The sequence below is a fragment of the Hymenobacter sp. HSC-4F20 genome, from assembly GCF_019599275.1.
In the GTDB taxonomy this organism is placed as follows: Bacteria; Bacteroidota; Bacteroidia; order Cytophagales; family Hymenobacteraceae; genus Hymenobacter.
This window is the reverse complement of the sequence record NZ_JAHZTD010000001.1, coordinates 363,112-386,059: the sequence shown is the minus strand read 5'-3', so window position 1 is coordinate 386,059 and position 22,948 is coordinate 363,112. Positions and strand designations below refer to the sequence as shown.

Below are 22,948 nucleotides of genomic sequence, written 5' to 3'. Positions count from 1 at the left end.
TCAGACGAAGTATGCCTGCCCTACGACACCTGCCGGGCGCTCAGGAGTAATCCATAACATCTGTTCGGGGCAACGGGCGGGCGGCCCCTATATCCTGCTCTACCTAGCTGAGCTACAGCCCCTACCCAAGGGTAGCAGCTGGTGGGACTCGAACCCACGACCCGGGCAACCCAAATGCGAAGTATGGCCGCCCTACGGCACCCGAACAGATGTAAAAATTGGAGCGAGGCAACAGGCGAAAAGCGTTCTATAAGCTGGGCGCTTTCGACCACTCAGCCACTTACCCACCAGCGGGCAAGGCGGGATTCGAACCCGCGGGCCACAGCAGGCCAACCGACGAAGTATCGCTTTTCTACGACACTCACTCCACTTTTCCGCGCGTGGGGCAACAAGCACCGGGCCTTTGTCCTGCTCTACCAGTCTGAGCTACCAGTGCTGCCCATGGCTGCACTGGGCAGGATTCGAACCTGCGACCTGGGCGTTAAAAGTGCGAAGTATGGCCCGGCTACGGCACCCACTTCTGCGGAAAAGAATATGAAACTGCCGGGGCAACTAACGGGTAGCGAAATGACCAGCCCGAAGGCCGTTCTGCTCTACCAACTGAGCTACAGTCCGGAGCCGGAAACCCAGCTGGACTGGCCCGATTCGAACGGGCGACCCGAAGTAACGCTACCCTACGACACCCGGCAGGGTGATTTTTCGGCTGAACTTCTGGGTTTGGGGCAACTAGCGGCCGGCGAGTTTCCTGCGACTATAGCCGCAGGACGGGAATCGAACCCTACATAGGGATACCCTATGTATTCAACCATGACGAAGTAACGCCCACCTACGGCACCCAAACATGCAGAAGTCAGCCGGTTTGGAGCGGGACGCCGAGGCCTTCACCCCGGCGGCACGCCGCTCCGGCCGACGGCAGCCAAGAAGTGGTCAGCCGTCTTCCCAAGTAGTAGAAGCACTGCTTCTGTGTGTACTTATTTTACTATAACCCGTGTGCTAGGAGAACTTCATGACTATCAACGTTACAACGGGTGATTATGGTGTAATAAAAAGCATAAAAAAACTACGCTTCAGCTAGATGTAAGCCGTTTTAGGGGGTAGTACCGCGCCGATAGCGAGGCACTGTTCTGGTTGTATTTCTACCAGTTTTCAACGGTCAAACCAGCTAAGGCCTGCTGGAAAGCGGCCAGAACCGCCTGGGGTGGTTTGGGGTCGAAGATGGCGAAGTCGAGGCGGCGGAAGCGGCCCCGGATGGCCGGCTCGGCCAGGGCTTCGGCGAAGAGTTGGGCCACCTGGGCCGGGTCGTTGCCGAACACTCCGCAGCCCCAGGCCCCGAGTACCAAAGCTTCTATGCCGTGGCGGGCGGCCGCCGCCAGCACCAGTCGCAGCCGGTGGCGCATCACGGGCTCCAGCTGGGGTAGCAACCCAGGCGAGTTGCGCCGGAGGGCCCCGGCATTTACGGCCGGGGCCGTCAGCACATCCAGCCGGAAAGGTTGGGGTAGCCACTCCCCCGCTTCGCCGCGGAACACCGGCACTTGGGGCGAGTACACGAGGTAGTCGCTGTAGAGGCCCGTGCTGCCGGGGAGACTGTTGTAGCGGTACATTTCCTCAAACTGCGTCAGGCACGGATACAAGCCCGAGGAGCGCGCCAGGCTTTCTTCCTGGGCCTGACTGCCACCCAGAAAGCCGCCGCCCGGGTTGCGCGCCGAGGCAAAGTTCAGGCAGCCCACCCGCTTAAACTGGCGTGTTAGGTCGGCGGCTGCTTCGAGGGTAGTAGCCTGATACACCCGCACCTCGGCCAACTCACCCGCGGGCTTTTCAAATTCCCGCAGTAAGTCAGCGCCATCTTCGGGCCGGTAGAGGTGGCTGCCGGCTTTGGCAGCCTGCTGGCATTCTTGTAGCGCTACCGGCTGGCCCGCCGGGTTTTCGTAGCTACCTCGTTGCAGGGCTTCCAGGGTGCTGTGGGCTATTCGTTGTCGTATTTCTCGGTTCATGAAAGTACAGGTTGTCGGGCCGTAACCCGGGAGTGGCACCGCTTGTCCGGTTGCCGCAAGCCACTCCCGGGGCCGCATGGTTTGAGTAGGTATAGAGGGTAGTAATGTACCAGCTAATGATGCAGCGAAAAGGATGATATAGGTAAAGTGAGCCTGATAGCTTACTACAACTCAATCTGTTCTATTTCGGTGAGGGCGGAGCCGCCGTTGTCGAGGGCCGCCAGCACGTCGAAAATCTTATCCGACCACCCGGCAATCAGCGCCGCGCCTTGTTCGGGGTGTACCTGCAGGGGTGTGGTGCCGTGGCCGGCCAGGTCGAAGAGGTAGAGCTGGGCCTGCGGGGCGACGGTGCGCCGGTACTCGACCCATTCTTTGGCCACGTTGGTGCCGTTGAAGTGCGAGTCCCAGAGCTGGCAGTCGGTGAAGAGCATCACCTTATCTACTACCTCTCGGCGGCGGCGCAAGTCCTCGATAACGAGGTAGCCATTGGTGCTGTAGCCTACTTCGCCTTCGCGCTTGTAGAACTCCTGCACGTTGCCGAGCACCGGGCCGCGGGACAGGGCCAGCCGCTTCCAGGTGTTGCCAAACATGCCGGTTACCACGTTCTGGCAGCGGCTCTGCAAGAGCATGCCCAGCACCAGGCCCACATCGTAGTACAGCACTTTGCTGCGCTGGGAAATAGGCTGCTGCATGGAGCCCGACACGTCGCAGGCCACTACTACCCGCGTTTCCGAGCCAAAGCCGCGCAGGTTGGCGGCGCTGTGGCTGATGGCCGCTTCCAGCGCTTCGAGCACCTGCGGCACCGGACTCTGACGCAACCCCACCGCCGTCAGTACCGACTTCAGCGTGCCTTCTTCCAGAGCCTTTACCTCGCGGTACGCGGCCAGGAAGCGGAAGGGCAGCTGCTTGCTGCGGGCTACGGCCCGCGCATCGGCGAGGGTAGCACATACTTGCGCTATTGCCTCGGCCGGGACGCCCGCCTGCAGGATGTTGCGCAGGTTTCGGAGCAACGCCATGTAGCCCAGCTTGCCGCTGCCAATCAGCTCCGTCCATTTCTGGCGGAAAGCGGCCGCCCGTTCTTCGTCGGAAGCAACGTCTACCTGCCCCAGGGCCGACAACTCGGTTTCCCAGGTGTAGGGCGTGGGCAAGGTACCGGCTACCAACTGATTAAACAGGGCTTGCCGGGCCTCATCGGCGGGGCGCGGGTGCACCAGAAACAGGGCGTCGCGGAGGCGCACGGCACCGGCCCGGTCGTATTTTGCCAGCTGGTAGCCATCGAAGCGGTTGAAGGCCTGAGCCAGCCCTTTCTGCACCTGCTTGGAGAGGCGGTTGAGGGTTTTGAGGCCGCTACGACCGTTGGCCTGGGCGTAATAGGCCAGCAGCTCCGTAATTTCATCGGGGCGCTGCACTACGCGGGCCACCAGGCGGCTGACCAGGTTAGTGCCGTGGTGCAGGCGGGCCAGCTCTACGGCCAATACCAGCGGCACAGACCGCAAATACAGCTTTTCGCGGGCATACACGGCCAAGCGGGCCACAAACTCCGCATCGGTGCGGGCTACCAGCTCGCGCAGACGCACCAAACGGGTGTCGGCAGTTTCGTAGAACTGGTCGCTGAGGGCAGCAGTAGCCACAGCGGCGTACAGCTCCAGCGCGGGAGTAAGAACTTGAGCCGGTGCGCCCTCGTGGTTGAGCACCGGAGCCGGAGAAGGCTGGCGGAAGGGAAAGTTGAAACGCATCGGATAGAAAAATCAGGTAGTGAATACTAGTAGGCAGAAGTGTGTAATCAGAATAAATAGCTCGTAATTTTTACTCAGGAAAGCACATAATTTTCCCGTCATAATTCACACGTGAATTATTAATTAAATATCCTAAACCTAAAGGCAATATTTTTCCTTTACACCCCGGAATAGGGATGCTTATATTTTAAAAGCCAGGAAAATTAATTTGACTAGACCTAGTTTGTACCGCGTTTGATTACGCAGAAGTGTTAGGTGTTAGCCGCTGCTGCTACTTCCGTTTACTGCCGTTTTGCCAATGCGCTGCAAATGACATTGGCTGGTAATTAGAGGTAGTACAGATGGAGTGCGAGGGTAGGAAGAATAACACGGCAGGAAGTAGGATAGAGTAGAGAAGAAAACAAAAACGCCCGAATCTGGTGGGATTCGGGCGTTTTGCGGAGGATGGTTCTAGGATAGAAACCTTACCTGTCTGCTGGCGCGCCGAACCCCGGCTGAATCTCCCGATCCAGCTTGCTGAGTGATGGCATATATTGGTTAAAGTGGCGGCGCATGACAGAGGAAGGCGTAAAGTCGTTAGCGTTTGGGCTGTTGAACGTGACAAAGGTAGAAAAGTTATTTTCAACTATACAATACAAGTTCAAAAAAAGTGAAAAATATTTTTTATCATAATTCGAAAACCTATTTTAAACAACATATTCCCCATTTTTCATAGCTATTTAGAATACATTAAATTCAGATACCACGCAAAATATTATCCCCTATAACTCATTTCTAAACTAGTAGCACAGGTACGTAATACCTTTATTGCGTATTCACAAATAGTATAGTCCGGGGCAGAGGCGCATACTTGCGTCTCCTCGTCGGGCGGCAACACCCGAACGGCGCGGAGACGCAAGTATGCGCTTCCTCCCCGTTCACGAATCTGCTACAACTGCCTGACGAACCCGGTTTAGTGGATTGTTCAGTGTGGTGCACAGAGGTAAGGCACTGCTACCCTCTGGGTGGCTAACGAGGGGTAGCGTCGAGGAAACGGCGGAGTTGGTAGATGTTATTCGTGCTTCGGATAGCCCCCGGAGTAGGTTTGTGCACTGATCTACCAGACCAGGTCAGCATTTAGTTTCTTCTTTCTCCCTGTTACTACCCCCATGAAAAAGTTTCTGGCAGCCTCCCTCCTGCTTGGCCTGCTGGCCGGCGCTACTGCTCCCGCCGCTCTGGCCCAGACCACACCCGCCAAAACCAAAGTCAAAGCCAAAAAAGAGAAGGTGAAAGCCAAAGGCACGGCCGAGGCGGCGACTCCCGCCGAAGGGCGTGGCGGTCCGGGCGGCGGCCGGGGTGGCCGCGGCAACATGCTGGCCGAAATGACCAAGGAGCTGAACCTCACTGCCGATCAGCAAACCAAAGTAGCTGCCATTCAGCAGGAGCAAATGCAGCAGATGCAAACCCTGCGCGCCAGCGGCGAAACCACCGACCGCGAAGCCCGCATGCAGCAAATGCGCAGCCTGGAGGAAAGCACCGATACCAAGTTGCAAGGCGTGCTCACGCCCGAGCAGTTCCAGAAATACCAGGCCAAAAAACAGGAGCGGATGCGCCGCCCCGGCCCTCCGGCCGGCGGAACCCGCTAAGCCCGCGGCAAAACGCCGTTTGGCCTCCTGAGCCTACGAAGGACCTTCTCACCTGTGCACGAGCGTCGTACCCACGACCCGGACCGCTGTGAGAGGGTCCTTCCGTGTTATTCAGAATCCCTTGTTTACCCGGAGGTTCGTATTCTTACCGACTTTAAGCCCACCCATTTGATGTTAAGCAAGAACAAAACTACCCGCCAGCGGGTGTTGCGCGTGATTGTGCACGTAGCCGCCTGGGTGGGGGTAGCCTTTATTCCGCGCCTGCTGTCGGATAACCCGCCGCCGTTTCAGATGAGGCACCTCACGCTGCCGCTGCAGCTGGCTGGTTTCTTCTACCTGAACTACTACGTGCTGATTCCGCGCCTTTTTGCCCGGAAGAAGTTTGCCCTCTATTTCCTGGTAGCCCTGGGGTTGCTGGGGCTGATGTACATGCCCATGCTGCTGCGGATGGCGGGCGTTATCCAGCCTATGCACCACCGGCCGCCCGGCGCCATGCACTACTCGCGGCCGCCCCAGGGCCTGTGGGTTATGGGCATTCTGGTCTGGATTATCAGTAGCGGACTGCGCATTACCAGTGAGTGGTTTGATGCCGACAGCGCCCGCCGCGACCTGGAAAACAAGCAGCTCACGGCGGAGCTGGCCTTTCTGAAGTCGCAGGTAAGCCCGCACTTTCTCTTCAACACGCTCAACAACATTTACTCCCTGGCCCAGCTCAAGTCCGATGACACGCCGGAGGCCATCATGCAGCTTTCCCAGCTGATGCGCTACATGCTGTATGAGTCGGCGGCGGCGCGGGTGCCGCTGGCCCGCGAAACGGAGTACCTGCGCACTTACATCGACTTGCAGCGCCTGCGCCTCGACCCCGAGGAAGTAGACATCCGGTTTACGGTGGACGGCCCGCTGGATGGACACCTGATTGAACCCATGCTGCTGATTCCGTTCGTGGAAAACGCCTTCAAGCACGGCATCAGCGCACGGAATTTCTCCCGCATTGCCGTAGACGTGATTGTGCGCAACAACCAGCTGCTGTTTACGGTGCAGAACTCACGCTTCCCCCGCACCGGCGCCCACGACCCCAACTCGGGCATCGGGCTGCCCAACGTGCGCCAGCGCCTGAACCTGCTCTACCCCGACGGCCGCCACCAGCTGCACGTAGAGGAAACCGACGACGAATTTCTGGTAGAACTAACCCTTACTCTTGCCTATGCTCCGGTGCCTGCTCGTTGATGATGAACCCCTGGCCCTGCGCCTGCTGACCAGCTACGTAGAGCGCGTGCCGTTTCTGGAGCTGGTGGGCACCTGTCGCAGCGCCCTCGAAGCCATGGCCGTGCTCCAGCAGCAGCCCGTGGATGTGCTGTTTCTGGATATTCAGATGCCCGACCTCACGGGCATCGAGTTTGTGCGCAGCATGCAGCCCCAGGCCCTCGTGATTTTCACCACGGCCTACGAAGGCTTCGCCCTGGAAGGCTTTAACCTGAATGCCGTAGACTATTTGGTGAAGCCCATTGCCTTCGAGCGGTTCGTGAAAGCGGCCCAGAAAGCCCAGGACCGCCTTGCCCCGCATCACCCGGAGCCGGCTGCTGCTCCGGCCCCTACCCCTCCGGCCGCGCCCAACCCCGCTCCGCACGACGACTACATCTTCGTGAAGGCCGATTACCACACCCAGCGCCTGAACCTGCGCGACATCCGCTACCTGGAGGGCCTGAAGGACTACATCAAGATTTACGCCGGGGCCAAGCCCATTCTCACCCTTAACTCCCTGAAAGCCTTCGAGGACCGGCTGCCACCCCAGGATTTTGTGCGCGTGCACCGCTCCTACATCGTGGCCGTGGCCCACATCGACTCCATCCGCAAAAACCGCATTTACATGGGCGAGGCCATCATCCCCATCGGCGAGTCGTACGCGGAAGCCTTCTTCAAGCTGATTGAGGAGCGCAACATGCACTAACAGTGAATCGGTAAGTTTGAGGGGCAGTAGTTGCTCGGAAAGTCGGATGCTTTACTGTGCGTCTTGTCTCTGCTACCCCTCCGTTTTTATCAAACTATGTAGATGGGTAGCATTACCTGACCAATAGAATAAGAACGTCATGTCGAGTTGGTCGACATGACGTTCTTTCTTTGCTGTCCATTCTCCACCAAGCCACCTATGCGACCTGCCGACACGCGCCACCGGGGCCCTCACCCCGCTGATACCCGACTATTTGCCCCTGAGTGGATTCCGGTGCTGAGTAAGGCCGTCGGGGAGCTGTCCTGGCTTCTGACGCGCGGGTACCCGCCGGGCGCTACCCTCAAGCTAGTGGGCGACCGGTACGCCCTGACCGAGCGCCAGCGCTGGGCCGTGGGCCGGGCCGCCTGCACCGACGAGCAGTATCAATGGCGCCGGGCTACCCAGCTCCCGGCCGCCAACCTCGGCGGCAGGCCCGTGTCCATCGACGGTTTTAACCTGCTCATTACGCTTGAAACTGCCCTGAGCGGAGGCGTAGTGCTGCGGGGCCGCGACGGGGCCCTGCGCGACTTGTCGAGCGTTCATGGCACCTACCGGGCGGTGCAGGAAACCGACCGGGCCATCCAGTTGGCTGCCGCCGCGCTACTCCCGCTCACGCCCGGCCCCGTGCGGTGGCTGCTCGACCAGCCCGTTTCCAACAGCGGCCGACTCGCGGCGCGCCTGCGCGAGCTAGGGCCCGCGCTCGGCCTACCCTGGACCGCGGAGGTGGTATTGAACCCCGACCGCGTGCTGGCTGAAACCACGGACATTGTCGTGACCTCCGACTCGGCCGTGCTCGACCGCGCCGGGAGCTGGCTTAACCTGGCTGCCTTGGCACTGAAGGCTGAGCCGCCGCACTGGCTGCTTGATTTAGACGGGGGCCGTAGAGAAGCAGAAGCTAGGTAGCAAGGCCTGGGCAGGAGTAGCTTATTTATTCGACTTTTAACCCAATAAAGCCCGTCATCCGGCGCTTGCCAAGGGACCTTCTCACGTTTGAACGCCCGTCGTAACAACGGTTTAGTATAGCGTGAACTGGTCTTTGGCAAGCGCCGGATGACGGGCTTTTTAGCGCTTCGGCCCAACGCCGCAGGCGTCCGACGGGTTGCCACGTGCTGATGTTGCTACGTAGGGTCCACGCAGATATCGTTCTAGTGGCGCGGGCAGTGACCGGTCGGACGCCTGCGACGTTAGGCCGAAGCAACACTACCCTCCTTATCGGGCGGTGGCTGGCGCCAGGAACTCCCCTAGCCGGGGCTACTGCATTTTGGTCAGGTAGATGCCGAGCTTTAGCGGGTTGGTGGCGTGGCCCTGGCCGCCCAGCACTACCCGCTCGGGGGTGTCGAGGGAGGTGGGGGCCAGCAGCAGGCCATCGTTCGGGGTTTGGCGTTTGAGCACAGCCTCATAATAAGGCTGTAGGGCGAAGGTGTAGCTGCCCTGTTCCAGGTTAGTGCGCGACGAGATGGTACGGGTGTAGCTGGCGGTTAGGGCAGCCGTAGCATCAGCCGTGGTCAGGAAGGCGCCCGACTGGTTGCCGCGGTTGGTGAGCTGGGCAGTGAGAACCGCGGGCGGGGGCAAGTAGCGGTTTTCAGTGCCCGTAACCGTTTCCAGCGTCAAAGTGGCCGAATTCACCACCCAGACGCCGCCAAGCTCGTTGAGGTTAAGCAGGTAGGGAACTTCCACCTTCGTTTGCAAACCCAGGGCTCCTTCCACGTAGGCTTCGGCGGCCGTGCGGGCGCTGGGCACGGCCTGGCGAGTAGCGGTAAGAGAACTGAGCAGGGAGCTGCGGCGGTCGGCCTGCACTTGGTAGAAGTGCCGGTTGCCGGCCGTAGCCGTGAAGTCATACCGCTGGCCTTCGTCGGAGGTGCTGGGGTAGTGGTAGTAGAGCTGGGCCACCATACCGCTGGACGTAGCGAGCAGGCGCAACAGGGCGGCATCGTCGGGGGCTCCTGGCACCAGGGCCAGCCCAGGCAGGCGGGCATCCAGCTCATCGTCGGTAGAAAGCTGGCGGTGGGCGGCGGCCTGCAGCAGTTCCCGGCCCAGGGCATCATCGAGCCGGATAGAGAGCGACGACGTTTTGGCCCGGGCCCGGAACGCGCGGCTACCCAGCGGGGCGGCATCGTAAGCACGGGAGCTGAAGGCGTAGTACGTGGTGGCAGGCCGCAGCGCCTCCCGCAGGCGGTGCACCTGCAGGTGCTGCACCTGGGTAGTATCGCCGTAGCGGTAGGTATCGGTGGGCAGCACCAGGGTCAGGGAATCGAACTGGGCGTTGGCTTCGGGCGTGAAGGCCCCACTCAGGCCCAGGCGCAGGTAGCTGCGGGCCGTGATGGTGCCCAGGCGCGCATCGGTGTACTGCCCCACCATGAGGTAGCTGCTGGTGGAAGTCGGCACCGAATCGACCAGAACGGTGGAGGTACGCACGGTGAGGGTGTCCACGTAAATCGTGCCGGAGCTGGTTAGTACCGGCAAATCGGTGCCTACAGTATCCTCGGCCAGTTCGCAGCTGCTCAGGCTTCCTACCCCGAGCAGCATGCCCAGCAGCAGCCCGGCTTGCCCGAGCCACTGCCGCACCATGCGGGCACTACTCATTGCTGGCCGTGGGGTCAAGCTCCCAGAAATCGTCGAGGCGGGTGGTGCCGGTAGTGCCCAGCCCGATGTAGGCTTTGTCGCCGAGGCCAAAGCCCACGGCCTGAATGCGGGCGGAGCCGCTGAAGGCCGTCTTCACCGTCCAGGTGTCGCCGTCGGGGTCGTACTCCCAGCAGTCGGTGCGGTAGCCCGCGTTGGTACCCAGGGCCACGTAGGCCAGGTTGTTCACCACGAAGCTCACGCCGCTCACGCGGGGCAGGCTGCTGTAGTCGTAGTCCGCGTCGGTGTCATTGATGAGGGCACGCTTGGCGGTCCACTGCTCGGTAGCGGGGTTGTAGGCCCACATATCGGTCAGGGTCAGGTCGTTGTCGGAGCCGGTGAGGATGTAGCCGGTTTCGTGCAGGGCAAAGGCCACGGCGCCTACCCGCTTGTTGCCGCCGAAGCTGGGCTTCTGGGTCCACTGGTCGGTAGCAGGGTCGTACTGCCAGAAATCCTTTTTGAAGTTGCCGTCGTAGCCCGTGCCCACGTAGCCTTTATCCAGCAGGCTCAGGGCCACGGCCCCGTAGCGGGCCGAGCCCCCGAAGTCGGCTTTTTGGGTCCACTGATTGGTGCCGGGGTCGTATTCCCAAAAGTCCTTGAGCCGGTTGGTGCCGTCGTAGCCCGTCCCGACGTAGCCCTTGCCGCCGGCCGCGAAGGCCACGGCCTGGTAGCGCCCTACCCCCGGGAAGTCGGCAATCTGGCGCCAGGTGTTGGTAGCGGGCGTGTACTCCCAGAAGTCCTGAAACTTATCGATGCCATCGGTGCCCAGGCCCACGTAGGCTTTGCCGTTGATGGTGAAGCTCACGGCCGCGTTGCGGGCCAGCCCTTCGAACTGGGAGCGGCTGGTCCAGGTGCCGAGCACTTCAGTTTCGGGATCCGAGTCGTCGTCGGAGCAGGAGGTCAGGTTCCAGGTTAGCAGTAGCAGCAGCCACAGCAGCACGCGGGAAGATTTCATAGGAAAGTTGGTTGAGGTTTGCGGGGAAGAGCCCCGCCGCTTGCCCACAGGTTGCAACCGAAAACGGCCCTGTTGGCCCTGCAAACCTATTTCACACCCGCGCCTACCCCACCCGAGCCTCTACCAACCCGCCGATAACCCCGACAGTCTGCCCCAATTCATCGGCAGTTTACCCATTGAAAAAAGTTAATTCAAGGCCGAAAAAAGTTGAAAAACTTCGCGTTTGTGCTGGCCATGAACGACGACTGTAAGGAGGCGACACGTGGCGCCATCGACCTTTTGTTAAGGTCTTGGTTGTTGCTGAAGCTATTTCTTTTGTCATTCCGAGCGGCACGAGAAATCTGGATTACCTGTAAGGGGCCAACCCAGATTCCTCGCGCCGCTCGGAATGACCGGCAGCTGCTTACCGTGGGGAAAAGCCGGAATAGTTCTGCCAAGGCTGAGACGCGAACCGAAGGCCGGCGGCGCTCCGGGTGGCGGCGCTACTGCCGTGCTGGTGGCGGCCGTTACGCCCGGCACAGCTTTTCTCCCCCCCAGCCGTACAGAAAGGCACGTTGCCACCTCCATTTCAGCATGCCCTGCCTCGCCACCTCCGACCGTTATAGCATCCAACTTCCTGCCGGCCACCGCTTTCCCATTGCCAAATACGCCCTGATCCGGGAGCAGCTGCTGTGGCAGGGCATTGCGCCGCCCGAGGATTTTTACGACCCCGGATTGTGCGCCGAAGAGGACATTTTACGAGTGCATTCCGAAGATTACTGGCGCCGCGTCCGGGACCTGCAGCTGACGCCCGCCGAAGTGCGGCGGCTGGGGCTGCCCCAGAGCCCGGAGCTGGTGCGCCGCTCCCTGAGCAGCTCGGCCGGCACGGTGCAGTCGGCGCGCAAGGCGCTGGAGCACGGCATTGGGATGAGCCTGGCCGGGGGCACCCACCACGCGTTCCGCGACCGGGGCGAAGGCTTCTGCGTGCTCAACGACATTGCCATTGCCGCCGCCCATCTGCTGCACCACCAGTTGGCGCGGCAGGTGCTGGTAGTAGACCTGGATGTGCACCAGGGCGACGGCACGGCCAGCATTTTCCAGCACGAGCCGCGCGTGTTCACCTTCAGCATGCACGCCGGCGCCAACTACCCCCTGCGCAAAGAGCAATCGGACCTGGACGTGGCCCTGGACCTGGGCACCGACGATGCTACCTACCTCCGGATTCTACGGGAAACCCTACCCCGTCTGCTAACCCAAGTCCGGCCCGACTTCATCTTCTTTCAGGCCGGCGTTGATGTATTGGCCACCGACAAGCTGGGCAAGCTGGCCCTCACCCAGGCCGGTTGCCGCCGCCGCGACGAGTACGTTTTGCGCCTCTGCCAGCAACACCAAGTGCCCGTGGCCGTGAGCATGGGCGGCGGCTACTCCGAGCAGCTCCGCGACATTGTAGATGCCCACTGCAACACGTTTCGGGTGGCGTATGAAGTGTTCGGCTAGCCTGTAGTAAGGCCATCTGTACGCTGGAATGAGGTAGAACTGCCTCTCAAAACAAGGCAGGGACACGACCTGGATTACGCCGGAAAAGAAACCCGGAAGGCGGAGCCCACGCCTACCTCGCTATGCACCGAGATAGTGCCGCCCGCGTTTTCCACCAGGCGCTTTACTAGGTAGAGGCCCACCCCGGTTCCTTCCACGTGGGTGTGCAGGCGCTGAAATAAGCCGAATATCTGGCGTTGGTGCATCTCACTCAAGCCCAAGCCATTGTCTTGCACAGTAAGCACAACGCCTTGCAGAGTCTGCTCCGCCGATACCTGCACCACGGAAGCGCGGTCGGGGCTGCGGTACTTCACGGCATTACTGAGCAGGTTGTACACAATGCTGCGCAGGTTTTGGGGAGCAAAGGAAACCTGTAAATCGGGGGCTACCTCCACGATAAGCTGGGCAGCAGCGGCGTGGAGGTCGGAGGCCAGATCCAGGCGCACATCTTCTATTACCAGCGCCAGCAGCACCGGCTCGGCGGGCGCCGCGTGGGCCAGTTGCAGCTTGGAAAGGTCGGTCAGATGGGAGATGGTGACCTGGAAGCGCGCCACGGTGTCGTGGAGCAACCCCAGCAGCTGGCCTACCAACTCATCCTGCTGTACCTCGGGCGGAAGATGCTCCTGCAAGGCTTGCAGAATACCTTCGATGTTGATAATGGGCGCTTTCAGGTCGTGCGAGGCCGTGTACACGAACGTATCCAGATCGACGTTGGTGCGCGTGAGCTGGGTATTCATGTTGTGGAGCTCGGCGTTGGCAGCTACCAGCTCCGCGTTGATACCGGCCAGCTCCTCGTTGAGAAGTTGTACTTGCTGGCGGGCTTCTACCTGCTCCGTAATGTCATTAACCAACGTATAGAAGCCAACCACTTCTCCATCGCGCACGTCAGGCACGTAGCTGGTGCGGATGTACTTCGTGAAGCCTTCCCGGTCGGGCATCTGGGCCTCAAAATCCAGCCGCTCGCCAGCCAGCGCCCGGTCCATGTACCCACTGGTGGCGGCATAGGCTTTTTCGCCTACCACCTCACGCACCGGCCGGCCCAGCAGCGCCGCCGGATCTTGGTTAAACCAGGCCCGGTAAGCTTCGTTCGTGAACTGGTAGCGCCGCTCCCGGTCGAGGTAGCCAATAAGCACGGGCAGGGTATCGGTGAGCAGGCGGAGTTGCTGGGCACTGGCCTCCACGCTCTGGCGGGCCCGCACTTGCTCCGTCACTTCAAAGCCAAATACCAATACCCCATCAATGCGGCCCTGCTCATCGTAGCGCGCCTGCTGCACGTAGTTGAAGTAGCGGTCCTCCAGCCCCCCATTGTCGGTGCGGGCCAGGGGCACGTGCAGGGCCTGCTGCCATTTGGTTACGCCCGTATCGAACACCTCCCGCATGGTGTAGTAGGCGGCGTGGTCGGCTAGCTCCGGCAGGGCCTCCCGCAGGGGTTTGCCCACCAGCTGGCGCTCGGGGAAGAACTGTTGATAAATAGGGTTTACCAGCTCGTACACCAGCTCGGGGCCGCTGAGAATACAGATGGCGGCCGGAGCGTGCATAAACAACCGCTCCAACCGGGCACGCTCCAGCTCGGCTTGGGCGCGGGCGGCCTGCTCCCTGGCCCGGCTTTCGCGCAGCGTCTGCTCTACCTGGCTCCGGTCCTGCTCCTGGCTAAAGGAAAAGCTCACCAGTAGCTGGTGGCCCAGGCGCCGGCCGGCTACCCGGCAGTAGGTATCGTAGCCGCCGCCCTGGTAGTTTAAATCAAAATAAGCAGGCTGCTCGGACTGGTAGGCGTTGAGGTGGAACGCGAAGGCCCCGTTGGTGAGCGTATCGGGAAACTGCTGCAGGTAGGTAGTGGCCGGGTGGGTGGGCACGCCTAGCAGGCGCCGGGCCACCGGGTTCACGTAGGCAAAGGCGAAATCTACTATCTCCCCCGCCGCGTTGGTAAGAGGGTCATAGCACACCACCCCGCTCACGGACAGGTCGAGCAGCGCAGGCAGGAATTCCTCTGCCGGAACGGAAATCAAGGACGAAGACAAGGGAAGCAGAACTGTACCGGCAGAGGGAAAACTAAAACTCAGCGAAAGTAACTTATCTATTGCTTTGACGCCTACGCACTAACCAATAAGCAGGGGGTTGGTATACGGTATGGGGCGCCAATTTTACGTTACGTCCGTATCTGCCCAGGTCCTACCCTACCTTTGCCCCATGAACCTGCACAACCCCGCCACCGACCTGCCCGCCGCTAATTCGCTACCCGTTCCAGCTGCCGGAGAAGCGCCGGGCACGCCGGCCCAGCAGGCGTTTCGGGCGGCCGTAGAGCAGGTAGAAGGCCTCCGTCAGCGGCTGCGGGAACTGCGCCAGGAGCAGGCCGAAGCGCGCCGCCGCTACTGGCAGCAGGTGGGCCCGGCCGCGGCTACGGTGGTAGAGGCGCGCCGGGCTTTGTTTGGGCCGCTGGAGGAAGCCTTGCTGCTGGAGTATTTCACGCGCCTGGAGCAGCGCCAGATTCAGGAGGTGATAGTGGGCAATGCGCGGGCCCTGCAGGATCGGTTCGGGGAAGAGGCCGAGGACATGCTGCGCAAATATGCCCCGCGCCGCCGGGTAGACGATGAGGACGAAGCTACTCCTGCTGCCGCCCCTACCCCCGCCATCGACCCCAACCTGCCGCCCCACGAGCAGGCCGCCGCGCACGCCCGCGCCCACCGCAAAACCAAGGCCCAGAAGGCTCAGGAAGCCGCCGCGCTAGAGGCGCGCGAGCAGCAACAGCGCCTGCTTTCCAACACCAAAATCCTCTACCGCCAGCTGGCCCGCATCCATCACCCCGACCTGGCCCGCGACCCGGCCGCGCAACAGCAGAAAACGGCCCTGATGCAGCGCATTACGGAGGCCTACGAAACCAACGACCTGTACACCCTGCTTCAGCTGCTCTCGGAAGCCGGCCCCACCACCGCCACCGACGATGACGTGCTCACGCGCTACACCCAGGCCCTGCACCAGCAGCAACTAGAGCTGAAGCAGCAGCTAAACGCCCTGAAATTCGGTGAAAACGGCTTTTTCGGGAGCACCGGCAAGAAGCGGGAGCAGGAAATCCGCCAGCTCAAGCGCCACCTGCGCGCCGAAGCCGAGTACCTGGCCCATATCCATCAAGTAATTCAGGAGCCGGAAGGCCTGCGCCAAGTGTTGCGCGAGCTAGCCGCCCAAGGCCATGAAACAGTGTAAAGCAGACGAGCCGCGGATCCGGCGCGATAATGCCGTATGCGAAGCCCACGCCTACCCCTCCTGATAAAGCGAACTGGCCTTGAGCTGAAACACGTCGTGCAGGGCCTGGCGGGCGGCGTGGTAGCCGCACATGCCGTGCACACCGCCGCCGGGAGGCGTAGCCGAGGAGCAGAGGTAAAGTCCGGGCTGAGAGGTGCGGTAGGGAGAGGCGCGCAAGGCCGGCCGGGTAAACAGCTGGGTTACATCCAGCAGGCCGCCGTTGATGTCGCCGCCCACGTAGTTGGGGTTGTAAGCTTCGAGCTGGCGGGTAGTGAGCGTGTGCCGCCCGATAATCCGGTCCCGGAAGCCGGGGGCAAAGCGCTCCACCTGCTGCTCAATGGCGTCCGTCATATCGACCGTGGAGCCGTTCGGAACGTGGCAGTAGGCCCAGGCGGTGTGCTGGCCGGCCGGGGCGCGGGTAGCATCGAACAGGCTTTGCTGGGCCAACAGAACGAAGGGCCGCTCGGGGTGGGCGCCGCGTGAGGCAGCGGCTTCACTGGCGTCAATTTCCTCCAGGGTGGCGCCCAGGTGCACGGTACCTGCTTGTCGGCACTCCTCCGCCGTGAAAGGAATCGGGCCATCCAGCGCCCAATCAACTTTGAACACGCCCATGCCGTAGCGGTAGCGCCGCAGCTGCCACTGGTACACCGCCGAAAGGCCGTGGCCGGCAATCTGAAGCAATTGGGCCGGCGTTACGTCAAAAAGCACCGCTTTGGCTGCGGGCAGCTGCTTTAGCGAGCTGACGTAGGTACCCGTTTCGATGGTGCCGCCCAGGGCCCGGAAGTGCGCCACCAGCGCATCGGCAATGGCCTGGGAGCCCCCTTTCGGGAGGGGCCAGCCCCGGCGGTGAGCTGCTGTCAGGAGTACCAATCCGATGGCTGAGGTAGTGAGGTTGGAAAGCGGCTGGATGGCGTGGGCGGCCATACCGGCAAAAAGGCCCCGCGCTTCCTTGGTCTGAAACCGCTTGGTTAGCCAGGTAGCCGGCTGCAGGGCCGAAAGGCCGAACCGGGCCATATCCAGCGGGTGGCGCGGCACCTGCAAAGGCGCCAGCACATCCTGCACCAAGCCGGGCCAGGCAGTTACCAGGGGCTCCAGAAGCTGGCGGTAGGCCTGCTCGTCGGTGCCAAGGCGGCGGGCCGTGTCGGGCAGGCTGGTCAGCACCGCGGCGGCCGAGCCGTCGTCGAAGGGGTGCGCGGCCGCTACTGCCGGCGTAATGTATTCCAGGCCGTACTGAGCCAGGGGCAGGGTTTGCAAAAAGGGCGAGCCGGCAGCCAGTGGGTGAATAGCCGAGCATACATCGTGGTGAAAACCGGGCAGGGTCAGCTCGGCCGTACGCAAGCCGCCCCCTAGCTGCTGACTTCCTTCCAGCAAGAGCACCGAGAGGCCGGCCTGCTGCAACTCAATGGCTGCGGCCAAACCATTAGGGCCAGAACCTACCACTACGGCATCGTATTCGGGGTTACTCATTCTTCAGGGGGTAGTAGCCAACTTGCATCGGCCATGAGTGGCGCCATTCCATCACCGGGCCGCCAGGTATGCCTACGCAAAAAACCGCGCCCCGACGTTATTTCAGAAACTCCACTACCTGCCGGATTACGGCCGGGTCGCGCATAATTTTGTTGTGTCCCAGGCCGGTGGTAGGACGAAAGTCGAGGCCGGGCCAGCTGGCCGCTATTTCCTTGGCTTCCGCGAACGGGATGCTGGCATCGTCGTGGTCATGGAAAAGCAGGGCGCGGCCCACCGGCAGAGTACGGCCAGTATGAATGAGGCTAAAGCTTTCGGCTTCGCGGCCGTGCTGCTCGCGCACGTACCGCGACATGCGCTCTACCACCGCCCGGGGCAGTTGCAAAAGCTGCGCAAAGCGTTGGGCCACCGCCGTGGTGCTTCCGGGCACGGCCAGCAGAACCAATCGGGGTAGTACACCGCCCTGCGGCTGGTTAAACCGCACTGGCACCCCGGCCGTAGCGGCCCCGCCCAGCGAGTGCGCTACTACCCCATATACCTCGCCCAACGTATCGGCAACGGCCTGCACCCCGCGGGCGTAGGCGGGCAACGTTACGCGCGTACCGGCCGAGGCCCCGTGCGCGGGCGCATCGAGGGCCACTACCCGAAACCCGGCGGCGGCCAGCTCCCGGGCCAGGTAGCCCCAGAAGCTGGCCCGATGCTCCCAGCCGTGCACCAGCAGCACGGTGCGGCTCCCGGTCGGGTTCCACTCGTAGGCCACCACCTGTCCCCGGGGAGTAGCCACCTCAAACCGATGGGCATCGGCCAAGGCGGCCGGCTCCCACTTTTTCTCGGGCAACCGGCGCGGGGAGGTGAACAGCTTCCAGGCTTCGGCAAAGGCCCACTCCGTAGAAACTGTCGCTAACACCCGGAATTTCAGGCGCAACAAGCGGACGGCAGCGGGCGGAGAAGGGTAGCGGGAAGCTGGGGCACTGGGGGCGGAAGCAGGTATCGTCATCAGGGGCAAAGATGCGCCGCCGCGCTGAATCATCGCCTCAACTGCTGGGCAAGCTCACCCGTATCAATGCATCGTTGCGTAATCCACCTACCTGATTTTAGCGTAAATGGCTCCCCTGGCCCTGAGTAGGCTAGTTGCTGTTTATGATATTATCCCTTTTTGATTTTATTGCCCAGTATTCGCCGGAAGTTGCTTTTCTCAGAATTCAGTGGCGAGCGGGCACGCACAGCACAACGCGCTTCCGGGCCAGCCTGAACTCGGTGGCCTGTTTAGTGGAACAGGGAGACGTCCGGGACGTTATTATTGACCTGCACGAGCTACCCCCTGTCAGCATCGAGGACCAGTTGTGGTTGGCCACCCAGTGGATTCCGCGCGTGTCGGTACCAGCTCTGGGGCAGGTGGGCCTGGTGCTACCTGCCACTGACGTGTACAACCAATTGGTGGTGGAAAGCCTGATTCGCACCGGCCGCCACTTCATGCACTACGACATTCAGTTTTTTTCTTCCTTGCCTGCTGCTCTCGATTGGCTGGTGGGCCAGTACTACCCTGCGGTTGAGGCTGAGCTGCAAGAGGAATGGGCGGCTGGCGCGGTGCTTGGCGCTGCTGTTGGTCTAAGCTGGGGCAGTAACAGCAGGGAAAGTAGTGCGCCGTGGTAGGCCGCCTCGTGGCGGCGCACCATGCATTCGAGCAGTGGGGCGGCGGGTACGAAGGGCGCGGCGGGCGCTGGTCCTGGGTGGCTGGCGGCTTGCTCCCGCGCGGCGGGTGCCGCTAGTAGCGTCGGCTGGTATTGCTCAACCTCATAGAGGTCATCTGCGGTACAGCCATTGGTTAATAGCAGGTTAACGGATAAGTCAAAATGCTGCGCAATCTGAATTACCGTTTCTATTTTCGGCTCCGGCCTTCCCGTTTCGTAGGCACCTCCGCTGGGCTGGGCCACGCTAACTAACTCCGCAAAAGCTGCCTGACCCCGTTTTTTAACCGTTTTTATCTTGCCGATCTTTCTACCTGCGTACGACAGGCAGCCAGAAAACCTACTCGGCCCTACGATGTACACAAAAGCCCCCGCAGGAAAACGGCCAGATGCTGGTAATCGTCGGGTTTTTCGGTTACTTGCGCTTCTACTATGCATCAGGTATTTAAATCAAAAATCAGCTGGTGGCTGCTCGGCTCTATCCTGCTGCTATTGGCAGGAATAGGCGGCCTTATGATCCGGGATGGGCGGTGGGTTCCGGCCCTTACCCTGATCTTCCCGCTGACCTTTATTTTGTCCTTACTGCTGCATACCCGCTACACCATCACGGAATCAGAAGTACTTATTGTGTGTGGCCCGCTGGCCTGGCAGGTGCCCGTGCAGCAGATTACCCGCATCAGACCTACCCGCAATCCGCTTAGCTCCCCGGCCCTGTCGCTTGACCGACTGGAAATTCGCTACGGCAAGTATGATTCCGTGTTAGTCTCGCCGGCCGATCAGGCCGGATTTCTGGCTGCGCTGCTTCGGCTTAATCCTGCTATTCGTCATGATTGATTTACTGAGTACCCTGAAAACGTTCTGGCACTGGCTGGGCAGTCTGCTGCTGGATGGCCTACTGGCTGACTTGTTTGCCTGGCTGGCCGAGTGGCTGTTTCCATAAGGCCCCGACGCCACTCGGTGCTTGCCGCCTCGCACCTGCCGATTTTTACTACCCCGGCTAAGGCCCCGAGCCTAACACTTCCTTTTGCCCGTTGCTAGTCGCGTCCAGGCATGCCCTACAGACCTCGCTGCATCTGCGCAGCGGCAGTCCCTTGCTGCTCCTGGAAGCCACCGGCGCCACAAAAGCTTGCACCCCGACCTCTGCAACTTAAAGTTAGGTAATCCAGCCTCAGCAAGCGCCTTTCGTTATACCTTCATTTTTGTTTTTCACTTTATCTTCACATTTAGCCCATCATGCCCTTTTTACGCCGCAGTGTTATTATGCTTTCACTGCTTCTTTCTTTTTCGCTCGCCGGTAAAGCCCAAACTGCTCCTGCCGGGCCCCTGCTCAAACCGAAGGAAGTAACCGAGAACTATAAGAAATACCTCTACCGGCGTTACGCTGGCAATGAACAAGCTACCGAAGTAATTCGCCTCTTTGCTAAGCACCAGACTGGCGGTGCCCTTTGGGTTGGGACCGGGGCTGTGGTCACTGGTTTTATAGCCTCCCAAACTGGTTCAAAGAGTGACGGTACTGGTGGCACCACAACTGTTACGGTGACACCGCTCGGCTGGGGCTTGGTCTTGGGTCTGTTTGGTGGGGTAGGCATCAGCAAGCTAGCTCGGTTCAGCAACGAGAAGCTCTACCTGGCCTTTGTAGAGTATGATAAGAACCAGGCTTTTCCCGTCGCTATTCAGGAAAAGCTTCTCTGATTACTAATACCCGGCTCCAACCCGTTACAGAAGTAACCTTTAGTTGGCATTGTGACCAAGGGAACAAGGGTAGCAACAGGAAATGACAGTTCGCAATTAGCCATAGCAAGAGACTACGTCTCCCTATCAAAAGGGTAGCGCCACCCTGGATTTATCCAAACGGCATGGTACTAGCTCGTTGCTAATGGAGCAGTTGAGACAACACCTCCACACCTTTGCTAATCATAAGTTATGCTTCCCTAAACTCACGCTGCCAGAAGTGCTTTTTTATGCTTAGCACACAAACGCCCTGGTGCCTACCAGGGCGTTTTCCTTTCCTGCTAACTACCTTATCCCCTAAGCCAAAGCGACCAGATGCTCCCGAGTGCCTACCCTTAATTTTTACAGTTATCGGCTATGGACCCAAATTCGCTCGAAGCGCCTTACCGTAAAGGTAGAACGGGGGCTGGTCCGGAATCTGGTGCGGTGCTCCGGCGGAGCTGCAACGGGAAAACCGGGCATCTCAATGTAGGTAACGTAGCGGTTCTGATCAGATGTCGCCACCAGCGGCCCCGACGACCTTCGACCGTCGCTCGTTCTATTAAAATCAGCCTAATTCATGGCCGTAGCTGCTCCGGGTACGCCTACCCGGTCCTTGGCCAGAAAGTCTCCTGAGCAACGTAACTCGTGACCAGCCTTAAGGACAGGCTTGCCCCCGACGCCCGACAACCCTACCTTGCTCACCCGCTAAACGTTTCTTCGCATGGGCAAGCAATACCCCGCCATTAGTGCCGACACCCAGGCCTTTATCGAGCAGCAGCACATCTTCTTCGTGGGCACGGCCGCCGCGGATGGGCGCGTCAACATCTCGCCTAAGGGCCAGGATACGCTGCGCGTGCTCGATGCCAACCGCGTGGCCTGGCTGAACCTGACCGGTAGCGGCAACGAAACCGCCGCCCACCTACTGGAGGCAAACCGCATTACCCTGATGTGGTGCGCCTTCCAGGGCAAGCCCAACATCTTGCGCATTTACGGCACCGCCACCGTGTACCACCCGCGCGACGTAGAGTGGGCCGAGCTGCTCCCCCTGTTCCCACCCCTACCCGGCTCCCGGCAGATAGTAGTGGTAGAGGCGGACCTGGTGCAAACCTCCTGCGGCATGGCGGTGCCGTTCTTCGACTACCGGGCCGAGCGCCACGAGCTAAACGACTACATGGAAAAGCGCGGCCCCGAGCAGGTAGCGCAGTACTGGCACAACCGCAACGCCCGCAGCATCGACGGTAAGCCCACCGGTATCTGATGCGGGCTGCGTGGACGCTTGGGCAGCTACTCTTCCGCCGCTCCATTTGCTGGACAACACTGCCGACAGGTTGAGCCGCAGTTAGAAAACGAGCAAGCGCATAACCTGATGATGACGATCAGCTATATTTGATTCTTACAGCTGCCTGTTATGAAACCCACCCGGCTTGAAGAGTTTTACACGAAGTTTCCGACGATGATGGGGGTAGCTGCCGGTGCGGGGCTGCCCGTGGAAAGGCCCCGGGAAGTAGGGCACTTCAACATCTTCACAATGGAGGACCTGATGCGCAGCTACCCCAACCGGCCGGCCATGTCCTTTCAGCGGCAGGAGTTTTACAAACTGTGCCTGATGAGCGGGCGCAGCCAGATAGAGTACGCCGACAAAGTGGTGGAAGTAGAGCACCAGGCCCTGTGGTTTACTACCTCCCGGGTGCCCTACCGCTGGCTGCCCCACGACCTAAACCAGTCCGGCTACTTCTGCATCTTCACCGAGGAGTTCATGCGCCCCTCCCGCAGCGGTGTGGCGCTGGAGGAGCTCCCGATTTTTCAGCCGGGTAGCTGTCCGGTCCTGGAGGTAAGCAGCGCCGACTACGCGGCCAGTGCGGCTATTTTTCAGAAGATGGCCGAGGAAATCTCCTCCGACTACGCCTATAAGTATGACCTGCTGCGCACCTACCTCTGGGAGCTGATTCATCGGGGGCAGAAGCTGCAGCCCGTTCCGGCCCAGGCACCCGCGCACAACGCGGCAGCTCGGGTAACCGCCCTGTTTGGTGAGCTGCTGGAACGGCAGTTTCCGCTGGCCACTCCGCAGCAGCAGTTGCGCCTGCGCACGGCCAAAGAGTACGCCGACCAGATGGCCGTGCACGTTAACCACCTTAACCGGGTGCTGAAAGAAACTACCGGCCACACTACCACCGCACTGATTAGCAACCGGGTGGCCCAGGAAGCCAAGCTGCTACTCAAGCAAACCAACTGGACCGTCTCGGAAATTGCCGATAGCCTAGGGTTTACCGATGTAGCGCATTTATGCAACTTCTTTAAGCGACAGACTACCCTAACCCCAGGCGACTTCCGGGGGTAGTCAAATTGTTTGAATAATGCAGTAGATGGATTGACTCGCGCAAACTCGCCGCTCCCTCCCTCCGGACCTTTGTGAAGTAA

General features: G+C 60.7%; 19 protein-coding genes. 12 read left to right on the top strand and 7 right to left on the bottom strand.

Features of this window, described 5'->3' with window-relative positions; all coding sequences use genetic code 11:
• Window positions 1-534: 534 nt before the first annotated feature.
• On the top strand, window positions 535-786 hold the full coding sequence (locus K3G63_RS01670) for a hypothetical protein (protein WP_220612362.1): 252 nt from the start codon (window positions 535-537) through the stop codon (window positions 784-786).
• A gap of 350 nt (window positions 787-1,136) precedes the next feature.
• On the opposite strand, the gene K3G63_RS01665 is transcribed toward K3G63_RS01670, so the two are convergent.
• Window positions 1,137-1,991 (bottom strand): TIGR02452 family protein, encoded by an 855-nt coding sequence (locus tag K3G63_RS01665; RefSeq protein WP_220612361.1) that lies wholly within the window; start codon window positions 1,989-1,991, stop codon window positions 1,137-1,139.
• Between the two features lie 164 nt (window positions 1,992-2,155).
• Window positions 2,156-3,727, bottom strand: a complete 1,572-nt coding sequence (locus K3G63_RS01660; RefSeq protein ID WP_220612360.1) for a TROVE domain-containing protein — start codon at window positions 3,725-3,727, stop codon at window positions 2,156-2,158.
• A gap of 1,148 nt (window positions 3,728-4,875) precedes the next feature.
• Here K3G63_RS01660 and K3G63_RS01655 point away from each other — a divergent pair.
• From K3G63_RS01655 to K3G63_RS01640, 4 genes are all read left to right on the top strand, one after another.
• Window positions 4,876-5,352 carry a hypothetical protein gene (locus K3G63_RS01655; RefSeq protein WP_220612359.1) on the top strand — a complete coding sequence of 159 codons (477 nt, stop codon included), beginning with the start codon at window positions 4,876-4,878 and terminating at the stop codon, window positions 5,350-5,352.
• 171 nt (window positions 5,353-5,523) lie between these two features.
• Window positions 5,524-6,579 carry a sensor histidine kinase gene (locus K3G63_RS01650; protein ID WP_220612358.1) on the top strand — a complete coding sequence of 352 codons (1,056 nt, stop codon included), beginning with the start codon at window positions 5,524-5,526 and terminating at the stop codon, window positions 6,577-6,579.
• Window positions 6,557-7,300, top strand: coding sequence for a LytTR family DNA-binding domain-containing protein (locus tag K3G63_RS01645; RefSeq protein WP_220612357.1), 744 nt, complete (start codon window positions 6,557-6,559; stop codon window positions 7,298-7,300). Before K3G63_RS01650 ends, K3G63_RS01645 begins: the two co-directional genes overlap by 23 nt.
• Window positions 7,301-7,498: 198 nt before the next feature.
• Window positions 7,499-8,242, top strand: coding sequence for a DUF434 domain-containing protein (locus tag K3G63_RS01640; RefSeq protein WP_220612356.1), 744 nt, complete (start codon window positions 7,499-7,501; stop codon window positions 8,240-8,242).
• A 348-nt stretch (window positions 8,243-8,590) separates the two neighbouring features.
• On the opposite strand, the gene K3G63_RS01635 is transcribed toward K3G63_RS01640, so the two are convergent.
• Window positions 8,591-9,922 carry a DUF4270 family protein gene (locus tag K3G63_RS01635; RefSeq protein WP_220612355.1) on the bottom strand — a complete coding sequence of 444 codons (1,332 nt, stop codon included), beginning with the start codon at window positions 9,920-9,922 and terminating at the stop codon, window positions 8,591-8,593.
• A complete protein-coding gene (locus K3G63_RS01630) occupies window positions 9,915-10,913 on the bottom strand; it encodes a kelch repeat-containing protein (protein ID WP_220612354.1) in 999 nt (332 codons plus the stop codon). Before K3G63_RS01630 ends, K3G63_RS01635 begins: the two co-directional genes overlap by 8 nt.
• A 573-nt stretch (window positions 10,914-11,486) precedes the next feature.
• On the opposite strand from K3G63_RS01630, the gene K3G63_RS01625 reads away from it, so the two are divergent.
• Window positions 11,487-12,389 carry a histone deacetylase gene (locus K3G63_RS01625; protein WP_220612353.1) on the top strand — a complete coding sequence of 301 codons (903 nt, stop codon included), beginning with the start codon at window positions 11,487-11,489 and terminating at the stop codon, window positions 12,387-12,389.
• A 74-nt stretch (window positions 12,390-12,463) separates the two neighbouring features.
• On the opposite strand, the gene K3G63_RS01620 is transcribed toward K3G63_RS01625, so the two are convergent.
• Entirely contained in the window at window positions 12,464-14,434 is a 1,971-nt protein-coding gene (locus K3G63_RS01620; protein WP_259404229.1) for a PAS domain-containing sensor histidine kinase, read from the bottom strand.
• 181 nt (window positions 14,435-14,615) lie between these two features.
• On the opposite strand from K3G63_RS01620, the gene K3G63_RS01615 reads away from it, so the two are divergent.
• Window positions 14,616-15,626 (top strand): J domain-containing protein, encoded by a 1,011-nt coding sequence (locus tag K3G63_RS01615; protein WP_220612352.1) that lies wholly within the window; start codon window positions 14,616-14,618, stop codon window positions 15,624-15,626.
• 51 nt (window positions 15,627-15,677) lie between these two features.
• Here K3G63_RS01615 and K3G63_RS01610 read toward each other — a convergent pair whose 3' ends face one another.
• Together K3G63_RS01610 and K3G63_RS01605 are read right to left on the bottom strand one after the other, a co-directional pair.
• Window positions 15,678-17,132, bottom strand: coding sequence for an NAD(P)/FAD-dependent oxidoreductase (locus tag K3G63_RS01610; RefSeq protein WP_220612351.1), 1,455 nt, complete (start codon window positions 17,130-17,132; stop codon window positions 15,678-15,680).
• A gap of 97 nt (window positions 17,133-17,229) precedes the next feature.
• Window positions 17,230-18,126 (bottom strand): alpha/beta fold hydrolase, encoded by an 897-nt coding sequence (locus K3G63_RS01605; protein WP_220612350.1) that lies wholly within the window; start codon window positions 18,124-18,126, stop codon window positions 17,230-17,232.
• A gap of 143 nt (window positions 18,127-18,269) precedes the next feature.
• Here K3G63_RS01605 and K3G63_RS01600 point away from each other — a divergent pair, with 143 nt between their 5' ends.
• The 5 genes from K3G63_RS01600 (at window position 18,270) to K3G63_RS01580 (ending at window position 22,868) form a co-directional block, all read left to right on the top strand.
• The gene (locus K3G63_RS01600) at window positions 18,270-18,782 is read left to right on the top strand and encodes a hypothetical protein (protein WP_220612349.1); all 513 of its coding nucleotides are present in this window, start codon (window positions 18,270-18,272) and stop codon (window positions 18,780-18,782) included.
• A gap of 467 nt (window positions 18,783-19,249) precedes the next feature.
• Complete coding sequence (locus tag K3G63_RS01595; protein ID WP_220612348.1) at window positions 19,250-19,651, top strand: PH domain-containing protein; 402 nt, start codon at window positions 19,250-19,252, stop codon at window positions 19,649-19,651.
• A 426-nt stretch (window positions 19,652-20,077) separates the two neighbouring features.
• A complete protein-coding gene (locus K3G63_RS01590) occupies window positions 20,078-20,509 on the top strand; it encodes a hypothetical protein (protein WP_220612347.1) in 432 nt (143 codons plus the stop codon).
• A 742-nt stretch (window positions 20,510-21,251) separates the two neighbouring features.
• Window positions 21,252-21,788 carry a pyridoxamine 5'-phosphate oxidase family protein gene (locus tag K3G63_RS01585; RefSeq protein ID WP_220612346.1) on the top strand — a complete coding sequence of 179 codons (537 nt, stop codon included), beginning with the start codon at window positions 21,252-21,254 and terminating at the stop codon, window positions 21,786-21,788.
• 150 nt (window positions 21,789-21,938) lie between these two features.
• Window positions 21,939-22,868 carry an AraC family transcriptional regulator gene (locus K3G63_RS01580; RefSeq protein WP_220612345.1) on the top strand — a complete coding sequence of 310 codons (930 nt, stop codon included), beginning with the start codon at window positions 21,939-21,941 and terminating at the stop codon, window positions 22,866-22,868.
• The last annotated feature ends 80 nt before the right edge of the window (window positions 22,869-22,948 follow it).